This is a genomic window from Anaerococcus lactolyticus ATCC 51172 (assembly GCF_000156575.1).
Classification (GTDB): domain Bacteria; phylum Bacillota; class Clostridia; order Tissierellales; family Peptoniphilaceae; genus Anaerococcus; species Anaerococcus lactolyticus.
In genome coordinates, this window is record NZ_GG666046.1 from 227,387 (window position 1) to 240,493 (window position 13,107).

The 13,107-nt window shown below is 34.9% G+C and carries 16 protein-coding genes; 13 read left to right on the top strand and 3 right to left on the bottom strand.

Annotated elements, in window-relative coordinates:
- Nucleotides 1-47 precede the first annotated feature (47 nt).
- The 3 genes from HMPREF0072_RS11990 to HMPREF0072_RS05695 are packed head-to-tail and all read right to left on the bottom strand — an operon-like array spanning nt 48 to nt 2,446.
- Complete coding sequence (locus HMPREF0072_RS11990; RefSeq protein ID WP_004828181.1) at nt 48-329, bottom strand: hypothetical protein; 282 nt, start codon at nt 327-329, stop codon at nt 48-50.
- Between the two features lie 9 nt (nt 330-338).
- Complete coding sequence (locus HMPREF0072_RS05690; protein WP_039931174.1) at nt 339-1,685, bottom strand: MATE family efflux transporter; 1,347 nt, start codon at nt 1,683-1,685, stop codon at nt 339-341.
- A 2-nt stretch (nt 1,686-1,687) separates the two neighbouring features.
- A complete protein-coding gene (locus HMPREF0072_RS05695) occupies nt 1,688-2,446 on the bottom strand; it encodes a bifunctional hydroxymethylpyrimidine kinase/phosphomethylpyrimidine kinase (protein WP_004828186.1) in 759 nt (252 codons plus the stop codon).
- An 86-nt stretch (nt 2,447-2,532) separates the two neighbouring features.
- Between HMPREF0072_RS05695 and cls the strand changes: the two genes are divergently transcribed.
- The 13 genes from cls to HMPREF0072_RS05760 all read left to right on the top strand — a co-directional run bounded on the left by cls (nt 2,533) and on the right by HMPREF0072_RS05760 (nt 13,099).
- Entirely contained in the window at nt 2,533-4,131 is a 1,599-nt protein-coding gene (cls, locus tag HMPREF0072_RS05700) for a cardiolipin synthase (RefSeq protein WP_004828188.1), read from the top strand.
- Between the two features lie 256 nt (nt 4,132-4,387).
- On the top strand, nt 4,388-4,762 hold the full coding sequence (locus tag HMPREF0072_RS05705) for a GntR family transcriptional regulator (protein ID WP_004828189.1): 375 nt from the start codon (nt 4,388-4,390) through the stop codon (nt 4,760-4,762).
- Nucleotides 4,752-5,615 carry an ATP-binding cassette domain-containing protein gene (locus tag HMPREF0072_RS05710; RefSeq protein WP_004828192.1) on the top strand — a complete coding sequence of 288 codons (864 nt, stop codon included), beginning with the start codon at nt 4,752-4,754 and terminating at the stop codon, nt 5,613-5,615. Before HMPREF0072_RS05705 ends, HMPREF0072_RS05710 begins: the two co-directional genes overlap by 11 nt.
- Entirely contained in the window at nt 5,612-6,844 is a 1,233-nt protein-coding gene (locus HMPREF0072_RS05715; protein WP_004828194.1) for an ABC transporter permease, read from the top strand. Before HMPREF0072_RS05710 ends, HMPREF0072_RS05715 begins: the two co-directional genes overlap by 4 nt.
- Nucleotides 6,845-6,854: 10 nt before the next feature.
- Nucleotides 6,855-7,298, top strand: a complete 444-nt coding sequence (locus tag HMPREF0072_RS05720) for a deoxycytidylate deaminase (RefSeq protein WP_004828197.1) — start codon at nt 6,855-6,857, stop codon at nt 7,296-7,298.
- Nucleotides 7,295-7,981 (top strand): HAD family hydrolase, encoded by a 687-nt coding sequence (locus tag HMPREF0072_RS05725; protein WP_004828199.1) that lies wholly within the window; start codon nt 7,295-7,297, stop codon nt 7,979-7,981. The genes HMPREF0072_RS05720 and HMPREF0072_RS05725 overlap by 4 nt, the downstream gene beginning before the upstream one ends.
- Complete coding sequence (gene udp / locus HMPREF0072_RS05730) at nt 7,978-8,745, top strand: uridine phosphorylase (protein ID WP_004828200.1); 768 nt, start codon at nt 7,978-7,980, stop codon at nt 8,743-8,745. Before HMPREF0072_RS05725 ends, udp begins: the two co-directional genes overlap by 4 nt.
- A gap of 16 nt (nt 8,746-8,761) precedes the next feature.
- Entirely contained in the window at nt 8,762-9,256 is a 495-nt protein-coding gene (locus HMPREF0072_RS05735) for a hypothetical protein (protein WP_004828202.1), read from the top strand.
- A complete protein-coding gene (locus HMPREF0072_RS05740; protein ID WP_004828205.1) occupies nt 9,234-9,950 on the top strand; it encodes a GntR family transcriptional regulator in 717 nt (238 codons plus the stop codon). The genes HMPREF0072_RS05735 and HMPREF0072_RS05740 overlap by 23 nt, the downstream gene beginning before the upstream one ends.
- Before the next feature lie 151 nt (nt 9,951-10,101).
- Entirely contained in the window at nt 10,102-11,157 is a 1,056-nt protein-coding gene (locus HMPREF0072_RS05745; protein WP_004828207.1) for an SIS domain-containing protein, read from the top strand.
- Nucleotides 11,158-11,177: 20 nt separating this feature from the next.
- Nucleotides 11,178-12,197: an SIS domain-containing protein gene (locus HMPREF0072_RS05750; RefSeq protein WP_004828210.1), complete on the top strand. Its 1,020-nt coding sequence runs from the start codon at nt 11,178-11,180 to the stop codon at nt 12,195-12,197.
- 11 nt (nt 12,198-12,208) lie between these two features.
- On the top strand, nt 12,209-12,622 hold the full coding sequence (locus HMPREF0072_RS05755) for a PTS sugar transporter subunit IIA (RefSeq protein ID WP_050755269.1): 414 nt from the start codon (nt 12,209-12,211) through the stop codon (nt 12,620-12,622).
- A gap of 9 nt (nt 12,623-12,631) precedes the next feature.
- Nucleotides 12,632-13,099 (top strand): PTS sugar transporter subunit IIB, encoded by a 468-nt coding sequence (locus tag HMPREF0072_RS05760; protein WP_004828214.1) that lies wholly within the window; start codon nt 12,632-12,634, stop codon nt 13,097-13,099.
- Nucleotides 13,100-13,107 lie beyond the last annotated feature (8 nt).

Genomic DNA, 13,107 nt, shown 5'->3' on the forward strand with positions numbered 1-13,107 from the left:
GTAAAAAGAAAAAGCCACCCTAGCGAGTGGCTTTTAGTGAAGATAAATTAGTTATTACCTTTATCTTCTGTTTTTTCTTCTACTTTTTGTTCAGCTGCATCTTTAGCTGCATCTTTTGCTTCGTCTTTAGCATCTTCAGCTTTTTCTTCAGCTTTGTCAGCGTCTTCTTTAGCGTCTTTTGCATCTTCAACTTTTTCTTCAGCTTTTTCTTCAGCTGGAGCTTCTGTCTTTGTAGTTGTTTCTGTTGGTTCTTCAGCTTTCTTGTCTGCTGAGTTACCACATGCGCTTAGCACTAATGCTAAAGCTAATAGAGAAAATAATTTTTTCATAGTACCCTCCTATATTTTCTTGTGTACCCATTCTCCTAAATTAAATCTGTGTCTTAGACTTATAAATCTTGATGCTTGGTCAGATAGGATACCAACCCAGATACCAGCAAGTCCTAAGTTTAGAACATTAACACAGATAAGAGTTACTATGGATCTGATAAAGGTTACAGACACAAGTGCAACTCCTAACGTATATTTTACATCACCTGCGGCCCTTAAGCAACCCCCATATATAACTTGTGATATCTGGAGAAGGACGATAATTGTCAGAAACCTTGAAATTAGAACACCCATATCCAAAATATTATTTTTATCAAAAAATATAGAAAATATATCTCTACCGAAAAATATGAGGATTAGGGATATTATTACAGAAAATATAAAGCCTAACTCCTGGCAAGACTTGCCTAGTTTGAGAGCTTCGTCCTTATGGTTCGCGCCTAGGGCATTGCCTGTAAGGGCTATGGCAGCTGTTTGCATTCCGTCACCAAAGGAGAAGGATAGACTCAGGAGGTTCATGCCGACATTGTGGGCAGCAAAGGCCTCTGTACCAAGCCTTGCTGCAGTCATTGCTGTAATCATAAAGCCAATTCTTGCTGAGATATTTTCTACAAACAAATTTACGGCGAGGTTTCTGATTTCCCCAGCAATTTCTAGGGAAAATTTGAATTTGTTTTTTGCCATGGTTAGGAAATTCATGTAGGATGTCTTGCTAAAGAGGGAAATGATGCACATGACGGTAGCAACAACTGTTCCCAAAACTGTCGCAAGGGCAGCTCCCCTTACTCCCATTTTTGGAAAACCAAACCTGCCATTAATTAATAGATAGTTTAGGCAGATATTGACTACTGACGATACTAGATTGGATATAAAGGCTATTCGTGTATTGCCACACCCTCTGTGACCTGCGTTTATCAACATGGATAGGGCATTAAAAACCAGACCGAGCATGATAATAATGTAATAATCGTAGGCGAGCTTATGGGTTTCGGAGTTTGATCCAGCTAGCTCTAAGATTTTTCCAGCAAAAGGTACCATTACAAGGTCTACAAGGATGACAAAAAACACCATTATGTATAGAGCGGTTGTGAGGGTCACATTCGCCTTATCTCTTTTTCCTTCGCCTTGGCGTCTAGCAATTAAAGCGGAAACGGCAGCGTTTAAGGCAAAAAATGTTGAAAGTGCAATAAATTTTGGCTGGATAGTTAGTCCGATTGCAGCAATAGCAGCAGGTCCTAGACTTGATACCATAAAGGTATCAATAATTCCAGCAATAGAAACAAAGAAAAATTCTAGAACTGCTGGCCAAGCTATTGTCAATGATTTTTTGAAATATTCTTTTCTATTTAATTTCATAGCTAACACTCGATTAAGGTAAGATATCTTTCGATATTAATCTCTCTTGCACCTGGATTTTCTCTTTCATTTGCAAGGAGAATTTTTATTATATCTTTAGATGTTTGGTTTATAGCTTCGATCATTTTGAAATCTTTAAGCAAGTAGCCTATAAAAAGACCGTCAAAGAGGTCGCCAGTGCCTCCAACTTTTAGGTCTAGCTTTTCATAAGGGATAATTGTTTGTCTGCCATCATTATAGATTATCGAGGATTTATCATTGGTATTTGCAGATGTAATTATTATCTTTTTGCCATTTTCTGTCAATTTTTTTATGTCTAGATCTAAAAATTTTGCTTCGGTTTCATTTGGAATTAAAATATCTGCTACTTCTATTAGGTCCTTATAATTTTCGATTTTACTTTCATCAAGGCCCTGGTAGAGACTACCATCATCTCCCATGATTGGGTCAAAGACGATGGTTGTCTTGTAGTCGAGACTTTTTATAAAATCTTTTATCATTTCCTTTTGACTTTCATCTTCTATGTAGCCCATAAAGATTAGGTCGAATTTTATTCCTAAATTTGTCCAATTTATAAGACTTTCTTTGATAAAGGGATCTATATTAAAAAAAGCATTCCCACCGAGGGAAAAATTATTTGCTATCATTGCTGTTGGCAGCAAAAAAACTTCACAGTCCATGTAGGAAAGTACGGGTGCCATAAGTCTTGCGGCAATCTTTCCCTTGGATACGAAGTCGTTTAGAATTAGTACGTTTTTCATTTTATTCTCCTTCTTTATATCTTATGGATTTGCAATAATAAGTCAAATCTTAAGGATAAAAAACTTTATAGAAGTATAGTAGCAGTATGAAGGACTATAAGAAAAATGTAGTTAACAAAATTAAAGAAAACAAGTATGTCAAGAAGACAAAAAAAGGTCTAGGTTCTTTGATATTCTCGAGGGCAGGGCTTTTTGCATTTTTGATTCTTGCCCAAATTTTCATCCTGGTAGGACTTTATAGGTATTTTGGGATTAACCAATATTATCTTTTTGGAGGTTCATCCATCCTTAGTATCATCATGTTGATGGTGATTTTAAATATAAACGATATGAACCCTTACATGAAATTGTCCTGGGCACTTTTTATCATTGTAGCACCAACTTTTGCTATTATAGCTTTCTGGATGTCTTACTTTAAAATCGGCTACAGGAGTGAGCACAAGAGGGTTCTGGACCTTGAAAGAGAGTCGAGAATCTATCACCAAAGGTCTCTTAGCAAAAAGGAACTCATGGCGACAGAGGATAAGAGATTTATAAATCTTGCGACCTACCTAAAATACATTGGGGGATTTTCTGCCTATAAATCAAGTAAGTCCCAATACTATAAGTTGGGAGATACTATGTTTGATGCCATGTTAGAAGATATAAAAAATGCTAAGGACTTTATCTTCATGGAGTTTTTTATACTCGACTATGGCTATATGTGGGGAAGCATTCTTGAACTTTTGGTAGAAAAAGTCAACCAAGGTGTAGAAGTTAGGCTTTTAATCGATGGATCAAACCTAATAACTAGGCTCCATTCTAATTTCGAAGAGGAAATGGAAGAGTTTGGAATCAAGTTTAGGGTCTTTTCCAAAATGTATCCTATAGTTTCTACCTACCTAAATAATAGGGACCACAGGAAGGTCATGGTTATTGATGGCAAGGTTGGCTATACTGGCGGAATAAACATAGCTGATGAGTATATCAACAGGTATGAGCGTTTTGGCCACTGGAAGGATTGTGGTCTAAGAGTTGAGGGAGAGGCTGTAGAAAGCCTAACTGTTCTTTTCTTAACTATGTGGAATGCGTCCAAAAAAAACGAGGTCGACGAAGACTTTAGTCCATACTTGGAATATGTCACAGCCAAGGAAGAAGACGGTTATTACATTCCTTTTGCAGATAATCCTACAGACGATGAGAGACTTTGCAAAAATATTTACCTTGATATGGTGAATAATGCTAGGGACTATGTCTATGCAATGACACCTTACTTTATTGTGGATGATGAAGTGATTTCTGCCCTTCAAAGTGCCGCAAAAAAGGGCGTAGACGTTAGGCTTGGCATACCTCATATACCAGACAAAAAAGTTGCCTTCACCCTTGCTAAAAACCATTACCCGGAACTTTTAAAATATGGAGTTAAAATCTACGAATATACACCTGGTTTTGTCCATTCCAAGACTTGGCTTGCCGATGGGAATATCGGCGTAGTCGGTACAATTAACCTTGACTACAGGGCCCTTTATCAAAACTTTGAATGTGGAGTTTTGGTCTATAAATCAAAAAGCCTAGTGACAATCAAAGAAGACTTTGATGAATTTTTCAAAGCAAGTAAGCTTGTGACAGATGAAGATCTAGAAAATATGAAAACTTCAACCAAAATCGCAGGCAAACTCCTAAAACCATTTGCACCTTTGATGTAGGACTATAAATTAAATAAAAATAAGGCTGGAATCGCCCGGTCTCAGACTTTAGACAAAGTGATTCTCACCCTCATTCAGACGAACGAAATGAGGAAGAGCACATAAATTTGGGATTTAAATATAATTATAAATATTATATTAATTTGTCTATACTCTGAGGTCCGCTCTATCCAGTCTTTTTTATTTGACAAAAAACCAATCCTTGATATAATGATTATAAGATGTATGGTGTATGACCAAACAGTAAGGAGTTACGATGTTTAAATTAGACGCAAATTCAGAGACTCCTCTTTATATGCAGATAGTTGAGCAAACCAAGGTCGCCATTGCGGCAGGCTATCTTCAAAATGGAGATAAGTTTCCATCTGTAAGAGAATTATCCAAGGAGCTTTTGATTAACCAAACAACAGTTTCCAAGGCATTTAAAGAGTTGTCCAGTCAAGGAATTATTAAAACCCAACCGGGTATAGGTACGGTAATTGAGCTTAATAGTGAAAAAATCGATATCAAAAGAGATGAGTTTATTGATAAGCTAGAAGAAGACCTATCCCAAGCGATCTTCCTTAAGATTAGCAAGGAAGAAATTATCGAATTGTATGAGAAAGTAGAAGGTGAGATAGATGTTATTTGAAGTTAACAATATCAGCAAGGCCTTTGGCAAAAATCAGGTCCTAAAAGACGTATCTTTTGTTCTAAGACCAGGCACAATTACAGGTATAGTCGGCAGGAACGGGTCAGGTAAGACTACCCTCCTTAAAATCCTTTGCGGGATTTATTTGGCAGAAGCTGGGGTCTTTACCCTTGATAAGAAAAAACTAAGTGAAAATCCAAAATTAATCAAGCATATAGGATTTTTGCCAGATAGGTTTGATTATTTTAGTTTTTATAAGGCCAAAGACTTGCCAGAATTTTACAAGATAAGCTATGAAGACTTTGACAGCGATTATTTCTTTACTGAAATAAATAAAAACGAAATTGACCCAAACCAAAATATTAGAAATTTATCCAAGGGACAAAAAAACCTCTTAGGACTTATTACTATCCTTGCCTCCAAGGCTGATATCCTCCTAGTTGACGAGGTCCTTGATGGGATGGATGTTTTAAATAAAAAACTAATTCTTTCTTACATCCTAGATGCCAAGGAAGAGGGGAGAACAGTTCTTGCTTCAAGCCACGACCTAGACCATTTAACTGGGGTTTGCGAGGAGATTTTATATCTTTCTAAGGACGGCAGGCTCAAAAATACAAGTGTGGATACCAAAAATATAAGAAAGGTCCAAGTTGTTGTCAAAGACAAACTCCCACAGGCTTTGGCAGACAATTCTGTTCTTGTATCATCCCTTGGTAGGGTCAAGGTCATTTTAATTAAGGCTAGCGATAAGCTCTTAAGCGAGTATTTATCAGATGATGAAATTGTCCAATATGATATGTTAGACCTTAAGATAGAAGACTACTTCTATATGGAACAGGGAGGTGAAATATGAAAGACTTTAGGAAATTACTCAAACTAACTTGGAAGAGATACGCAATTTGGCTAGTCCTTGTTGGATTTTTCTTTACTCTTTCTAACACCCTTGGGGTGAAAAGCAACCTAAAATGGGATGCCTTTAGAGTTACAGACAATGTAAGGCAAATGGAAAAAAATCTTGGTGAGGAGAAAACTCATCCGGATGATCAAAAAATTGATGAAAAATATCTAAAGGAAGCAGAAAAAACTGCCGAGGCCTTCGCTAAGAAATATAAGTTAAGATATAGGAAAGAAAGGTCTTATGATGAAGGATATATGGAAAAACTCAACAAAGATGACCTTTGGGAGAAACAATCTACCTATGAAGAATTTATGAGGAGCATGGAAAATCTTGATTCCTACAAGCTAGACATGACAGAAAGACTTACAAGCTCCATGGCCCTTTCCCTTGTCTTTATCATGATAATCTCAATGGGACTTACATCTATAGAAGAATCCCTAAACTACTACGACTTTACCAGGATGCTTCCTTGGTCAAAGAAAAGAGAATTTTTGATGAAAATAGGGGTGGCTCTTGTATTTGGCATTGCCTTGTTTATAATAAATATCCTAATGGTTTCCATTACAATAAAGGGATCAGTTTTTTCTGAAATAGCAAATTTTGCAAAGATGGGGACCTTCCTTATGAAATCCATGATTTCCATGGTGTCAGCATCCCTAGTTGGCGTATCCCTAGGACTTTTAGCAGGAAACTTCCTTGGCCACATTGGTCTAGGAATAATTGCTATAGGTTTTATAGAATGGTTTAAACTTATAATATTTTCCTTTTTGGGAATCTTTGGTGGCTCTTACCCAGGCACTTTCAATGATGCCTATTATAATTTCAAAAATACCCTATCTCCAGCCCAGCAAGTTTTCTTATCACTCATAAATGCTAATTTTGATAAGACATCAAGTCTTTGGGCGGGACTTGTAGTTGCCCTTATAATCGCAGTTGGAACTTACTTCTTGATAGGCAGGTCTTCTGCAGAAAGGTCTGGTTATATGGTTAAAAACAGGGTCTTATCAGAGATTTGCAAGTGGTCAGGAATCTTATCCCTAACTTCCATTCTCTTTGTGATAATATCAAGTTTTATTAGTTTTGATGGAGCAAGTATCATATTAAGGATCTTTGCCTACGCCCTTTCCCTCTTGATATCTTACAAATTATTTGATATCCTATTTAAGATAAGACTTAAATTTTAAGAGGAGAGATATGGCAAAAGATAGACTAACTTGGGATGAATACTTTATGAGGCTGGCAGAAACAGTTGCCATGCGAGGCACTTGCGACAGGGCCTATGTGGGTTGTGTTCTTGTAAATAGTGAAAATAGGATAGTTTCCACAGGCTATAACGGATCAATTAAGGGAAATGCCCACTGCGATGAGATAGGACATACCATGAGGGATGGTCACTGCATAGCCACCATCCATGCTGAGATGAACGCCCTTTTGTACTGCGCCAAGGAAGGGATTGCAGTAAATAATTGTATTTGCTATGTGACCCACTTTCCTTGCCTAAATTGCACAAAGAGCCTAATTCAAGCAGGGATTAAAAAAATCTATTATAGAAATGCCTACAGGGTAGACGACTATGCTGTGGAACTTTTAGAGAAAAATGGCATAGAATATATCAAAATTGAAGAGAAAGACCAATGATATTGACAGCGGACTTTGACGGGACAATTTTTATAGACGAAAAAATTTCTGCCAAAGATATAGGAGCAATTAGAGATTTCCAGGCATCTGGGAATCTTTTTGCTATTGTGACAGGCAGGTCTTTTGCGAGCCTCACTCCCTTAATAGAAGAGAGAATTAATCCTGATGCTTTGATTTGCAACAATGGAGGACATATTTTTGTAAAAGATAAGAATGAACTGAGAGAAGTTTTCAAGGCTGAAATTCACCCAGACAAGGCTAGAGAATTTTTAAATTTTTATGGCAAAGAAATTCCTAATCAAATGGCGATTTTTACGGAAAGTGTCAAGGAAAATGATCTTAAAAATATAAATGAATCCATAATGGCCCTTGCGATTTATTCTGATGATGAAATTGTCAATCATTTCCCAGAAGACTTTGATTTTCATTACTCAATAGGCGTTATAGATGTGGTCAAAAAGGGTATAAATAAGCAAAGAGGGATAGATTTTATCAAAGATTACTATTCTTTTGACGAGGAGATTATTGCCATAGGCGACGATTACAACGATATTGACTTTCTAAAAAATACTCCACTTTCTTACACTCTTAATTATGTTACAAACGAAGATGTAAGAGAAGTGTGTAATTTTAGCGTGAAATCTGTGGCAGACCTTATAGAAAATCTCATGGAGGGCATATGAAATATTCAGATGACGGTAGACAATACCACATAGGTTTAAAGGCGGAAGATATTGGCAAATACGTAATTTTGCCGGGGGACCCTAAAAGATGTGAAAAAATCGCAGCCTATTTTGAAAATCCAAAAAAAGTAGGCGACAGGCGTGAATTTGTAACCTATACAGGTTTTTTAAATGGAGAAAAAGTCTCAGTCACATCCACAGGTATAGGTGGTCCATCGGCGGCTATTGCCTTGACAGAATTAAGTAAACTCGGTGCCCACACCTTTGTGAGAGTTGGCACTTGTGGTGGCATCGACACAGATGTAAAAAGTGGTGAGATTGTAATTGCTCAAGCTGCCATAAGAGCAGAAGGCACCAGCAAGGAGTATGCTCCAATCGAATTTCCAGCTGTGGCAGATTTTGAAGTGACTACTGCCCTAAAAAAAGCGAGCGAAAGTTTGGGAGCAAAGTCTCACATAGGAGTTGTCCAATGCAAGGACTCCTTCTACGGCCAACACGAACCTGACCTAATGCCTACATCTTATGATCTTAACAATAAATGGGAGGCCTGGAAAAGGCTAGGAACCCTAGCAAGCGAAATGGAATCAGCAGCCCTATTCACCGTAGCAAGATTTCTGAAAGTGAGAGTAGGCTCCTGCTTCTTAGTAGTAGCCAACCAAGAAAGAGAAAAAGAGGGACTCGCAAACCCAGTAGTCCACGACACAGACCTCGCCATAAGAGTAGGAATAACTGCTCTTAAAAATTTGATAGAGGCGGGTAAATAGAAGGTATGAGGATAGAGTGATTAGAAATTTACAAAATATAAATTACTGGAAGGAAACTATTAAAGAAAATGAGGACTTTTCAGTTAAATTATTAAGTAAAGACCTTATAAGGGGTAATAAATTTTTGGCTTCTTTAGTAAATACTAATGAAAACACTGAACTTCTTTGTGTTGAAATTTTAATAAATAATAAAAACGAGGTCGTATCTTATTTTAAAGGTGTATTTAAGAAGGATATATTAAATGTAAATTTGATAAAAAACGATAATATAATAAAAATTTTTGATTTTATTTCCTCTGTTTCAGTTAAAGCAAATGTTATATTATCAATGGTCTACCTTGATGATACAGAAGAAAAATTCTTTAATATGAGGTCTGGAGATAAGATGTTGATGTTAAATTCTAAATATTATACAAACGAAGGTATTTTTGGAAATTTACAAGAGATTACTAGGGTTGATAGCTTCGAATTTTTTGAAGGAGGTAGGCTTGAAGAGTTGCTTACATCATAAGGTAGAAGAATATATTTTAAGCGAAATAAAAAATAGACACCTAAAACCAGGAATGAAAATTCTATCTGAAAGAAAACTTGCAGAGAAATTTAACTTAAGCAGGATGACTGTCAAATATGCGATTGACAAGTTAGTTGAAAGTAGAATTTTGATAAGAGTTCAAGGCAAGGGCACCTATATTTCAAATAATCTTAATTATAATGGAAGGATTATGTTATCGAAGGATAATCCAATTTCTATGAAGCATGAAAATATAGTTTTGGGTAAAACTTGCACAGACTATGTTCAAAGCTTTAAATTATTATATGACAGGGATGATCTTAATAGTATATTTAAAAAATATAAGGACTTCTATCAACTTGTAAGGATAAGGTTTGCAGATGAAAGCACATATGGGATAGAGTATTGTTACTTCCCTTTTGAGATATTCAAAGATGCAATTAGGTATGATTTTTCAAAAATATCTATTTATGATTACATGTCCTATAAAAAGAATATACCCAATAATTTTGTAACAAAAATAGAAGTGGTAAGGGATCCTAATATAAATGCTATTTTGAACTTAGATACTGATAGTTACACGTATAAAGTAAGGTTTTACGGAATTAATAAAGATAAAAATTTGGTAGAATATACAATATCATACATGAAGATGGATAAGGTTGAATTTAAAATCAGATATGATTTTAATTAAACCTTATTTTTTTATTGGAAAAATTTTATAAGTGGTTGGTTAAGTGGTTTAAAAAATGTGCGCTTTTTGTAAAAACGATTGCATAAAAGTTTTTGATGTTATATTATGAATATAGAAGCTATATAGTTTAAAAAAATTATTGGAGGTGGTTATGGAAAAGACAATGTTAGACTATATAAATAGTATTCCGGATTTGGTAAAGAAAAATCTATTTGATCCAGCATTAACTGATAAATTCATAGATTTATATAAGGAAAACGGAAAAGGTTTAGTTTTAGTCGCTTCTGGGTCATCTTTCAATGCGTGCATGTCAGTAAAGTATGCTTTAAGAGATTTGTTAGGTAAAAATGTTGAAGTTTTTACTGCTCACACTTTTAAATATTATGAGCTAGATAGGTTTAAGGACGATTTCATTGTCGTGGTTAGCCAAGGAGGCAAATCCACAAATTGTATATCCTTAGTTGATAGTCTAGTAGAAAAAAATATTAAAATGGCAGTGTTAACTTCAAACGTCGAAAGTGAAATAGGTAAGCACTCTGATAAAGTTTTTGATTATGGAATTGGAAATGAGACTGTTGGATATGTTACTAGGGGTTATGTAGGTCTTATAGTATTCTTCCTAAATTTTGCTATAAATTATTCTAGGAAAACCTTATCTGATGGTTTTATAGAAAGTCTACAAAAAGATTGTGAGCAAGCTCAGATTATTTTTGATAGTATTGTAAGTCAAGCTAAAGAAATTTATGATAAAAACATTAAGGAGATGTTGTCAAGTAAGATTGTTCATGTGGTTAGTTCTGGGGATTGCCTTGGATTGGCAAGGGAAGCTTCATTAAAGATTAGCGAGACAACAAAAATCCCTGCTATGTATTTTGAAGCTGAAGAGTATTTGCACGGACCAAATTTACAGTTAACACCTGATTATTCAGTGGCAATAATTGATAATTTAGACGAAACTAGCGACAGGATTAAAGAGTTGTATAAAGCGTTGGGCTTAGTTACTGATAGGTGCTATTTTATAACAGGTAAGAAGGACGATTATAAAAACTGTATTCACTATGATTATGAAAATAAATTAAGTAGGTTAATCTATTCTATCGTACCTTTTCAATTATTTTCATATTATGTAACAAATACAATGAAAAGCTGGGATAGTCATTCATTAATGGAAAAATTTGATGATTTAATAGTGTCAAAAGCTAAGTGAGAAAGATTAAGGAGTTTTAAATGGGAAAAATATATAATTTTGATACAGAAAAATATTTAGAAGATGGGGTTACATCTTATCAAAAAAGAGAAGATGTAGAAAAGTTAGCAGTAGAGATTGCAAAAGAAGGGTTCGATAATATTTATCTTATGGGTATAGGTGGAACAGAGTTTGAATTTTATCACTTATATTATATGTTGGATAAGTATTTTGATGTTGATATTAGTTTGATTAGCGCTGCTGATTACTTCCTAAAAAAAGACAAGAAATTAACAGAAAAATCTCTAGTTGTCACAGCAAGTTCTAGTGGAAATACTGTTGAATTAATCAAGGCAGTTAAAGAATTCAAAAAAAGAGGAGTTAGGGTTGTTTCATTTACAAAATTAGATTCTGAACTTGCAAAATATTCTACTCATGTTGTAGAAGAAGCAGCAGTAACTGGTAAGGTTGAATTTTCATATCTTTTACAAACAATATTCCTTTATAAAATCCTAAACGAAATTGGTCAATTTGATGATTACAATGAATTTGCAGATCAATTAAAGGGCATATTTAAAGATTTAGTAGGAATTAGAGAAACATTTGATAAAAGGGCTGACTTTATAGCAAGTAAGATTTATGATGCAGAACATACAATTTTCACCGCATCTGGAGCTCTATGGGGTGAATGCCTCCTATATTCTATGTGCATACTAGAAGAAATGCAATGGATTAGAACTAGACCTGTAACAAGCTCTTTATTTTTCCATGGTACCTTAGAATTGGTTGAAGAAAATGTTCCGGTATTTATTATTAAGGGTGAAGATGAATTTAGAGAGCAAGACAATAGGGTTGAGAATTTCTGTAAAAAAATTAATGCAGAACACTATGTATTTGATACCCAAGAATTTGCCCTAAATAGTATTGATGATAAGTTTAGAAAATTCTTAACTCCATGGATTGCAACAGCACTTTTAACTGAAAGAATGGGAAGAAATTACGCTAAATACACCAATCATAACTTGGAATATAGAAGATATTATAGACAATTTGAATATTAATAGGACCTGCTATGAAAGTTTTATTAGTAAGCCATGCCTACATGGCCAAGGGCGTAAAATCCAGTGTAGAGTTAATTTTAGGTCCTCAAGAAAACCTATATGCGATGTCTGCTTATGTAGATCAAGATATACCATTTGAAAAAGAAATCAAAGATTTCTTGTCTGAAAATACAAATGAAAAAATAGTTATATTAACTGATTTATTAGGTGGAAGTGTAAATAACGAAATATTACAACTTGTTGCGAATATGGAAAATGTAATATTAGTAACAGGTATGAATTTAATTATGGTTATGAGCGTTCTGCTTACAACTGATGATACAATCGATGAACAGATTGATGATATAATCGATGGTTCCAAAAACGGAATTTTAAGGTGTTCACAAGTAGATATTGAATCTGATGCAGATTTAGATGATTTTTAAGGAGATGTGATGATAAAATTATTAAGAATAGACCATAGGCTCTTACACGGACAAGTTGCTTTTTCGTGGTCTCAAGCCTTAAATGCAAACGCTATCTTACTAGCTAATGATGCTTTAGTCCATGATAAGCTAAGACAGAATGTAATAAAATTTTCAAAACCTGCGGGTGTAAAAGTAATTGCAAAGTCCCTTGAAGATAGTGTCGCAGCTATAAAATCCGGGGTAACAGACAAGTACAACTTATTTATCATAGTTGAAAGTATAGAAGATTGTGAAAAATTAGTAAATGCTCTTGATATTAAAGAAGTAAACTTAGGTGGAACCTATCCACATGAAGGATACGAAAAGCTTGAAGTTGCAGTATATGCAAACGAAGAAGATAAAAATATATTAAGAAGAATGATAGCTAATGGGGTAGATGTATATATTCAGGGCGTCCCATCTAGTAATAGAGTTAACGTAAAAGATATTATTTAAAGGAGGAT

Bases quoted from the DNA above. Each gene is read 5' to 3' on its own strand.
- HMPREF0072_RS05745 (WP_004828207.1), top strand. From the start codon at position 10,102: ATGGAAAAGACAATGTTAGACTATATAAATAGTATTCCGGATTTGGTA.
- HMPREF0072_RS05760 (WP_004828214.1), top strand. From the start codon at position 12,632: ATGATAAAATTATTAAGAATAGACCATAGGCTCTTACACGGACAAGTT.
- HMPREF0072_RS05755 (WP_050755269.1), top strand. From the start codon at position 12,209: ATGAAAGTTTTATTAGTAAGCCATGCCTACATGGCCAAGGGCGTAAAA.
- cls (WP_004828188.1), top strand. From the start codon at position 2,533: ATGAAGGACTATAAGAAAAATGTAGTTAACAAAATTAAAGAAAACAAG.
- HMPREF0072_RS05725 (WP_004828199.1), top strand. From the start codon at position 7,295: ATGATATTGACAGCGGACTTTGACGGGACAATTTTTATAGACGAAAAA.
- HMPREF0072_RS05720 (WP_004828197.1), top strand. From the start codon at position 6,855: ATGGCAAAAGATAGACTAACTTGGGATGAATACTTTATGAGGCTGGCA.
- HMPREF0072_RS05710 (WP_004828192.1), top strand. From the start codon at position 4,752: ATGTTATTTGAAGTTAACAATATCAGCAAGGCCTTTGGCAAAAATCAG.
- HMPREF0072_RS05715 (WP_004828194.1), top strand. From the start codon at position 5,612: ATGAAAGACTTTAGGAAATTACTCAAACTAACTTGGAAGAGATACGCA.
- HMPREF0072_RS05690 (WP_039931174.1), bottom strand. From the start codon at position 1,685: ATGAAATTAAATAGAAAAGAATATTTCAAAAAATCATTGACAATAGCT.
- HMPREF0072_RS05695 (WP_004828186.1), bottom strand. From the start codon at position 2,446: ATGAAAAACGTACTAATTCTAAACGACTTCGTATCCAAGGGAAAGATT.
- HMPREF0072_RS11990 (WP_004828181.1), bottom strand. From the start codon at position 329: ATGAAAAAATTATTTTCTCTATTAGCTTTAGCATTAGTGCTAAGCGCA.
- HMPREF0072_RS05750 (WP_004828210.1), top strand. From the start codon at position 11,178: ATGGGAAAAATATATAATTTTGATACAGAAAAATATTTAGAAGATGGG.
- HMPREF0072_RS05705 (WP_004828189.1), top strand. From the start codon at position 4,388: ATGTTTAAATTAGACGCAAATTCAGAGACTCCTCTTTATATGCAGATA.
- udp (WP_004828200.1), top strand. From the start codon at position 7,978: ATGAAATATTCAGATGACGGTAGACAATACCACATAGGTTTAAAGGCG.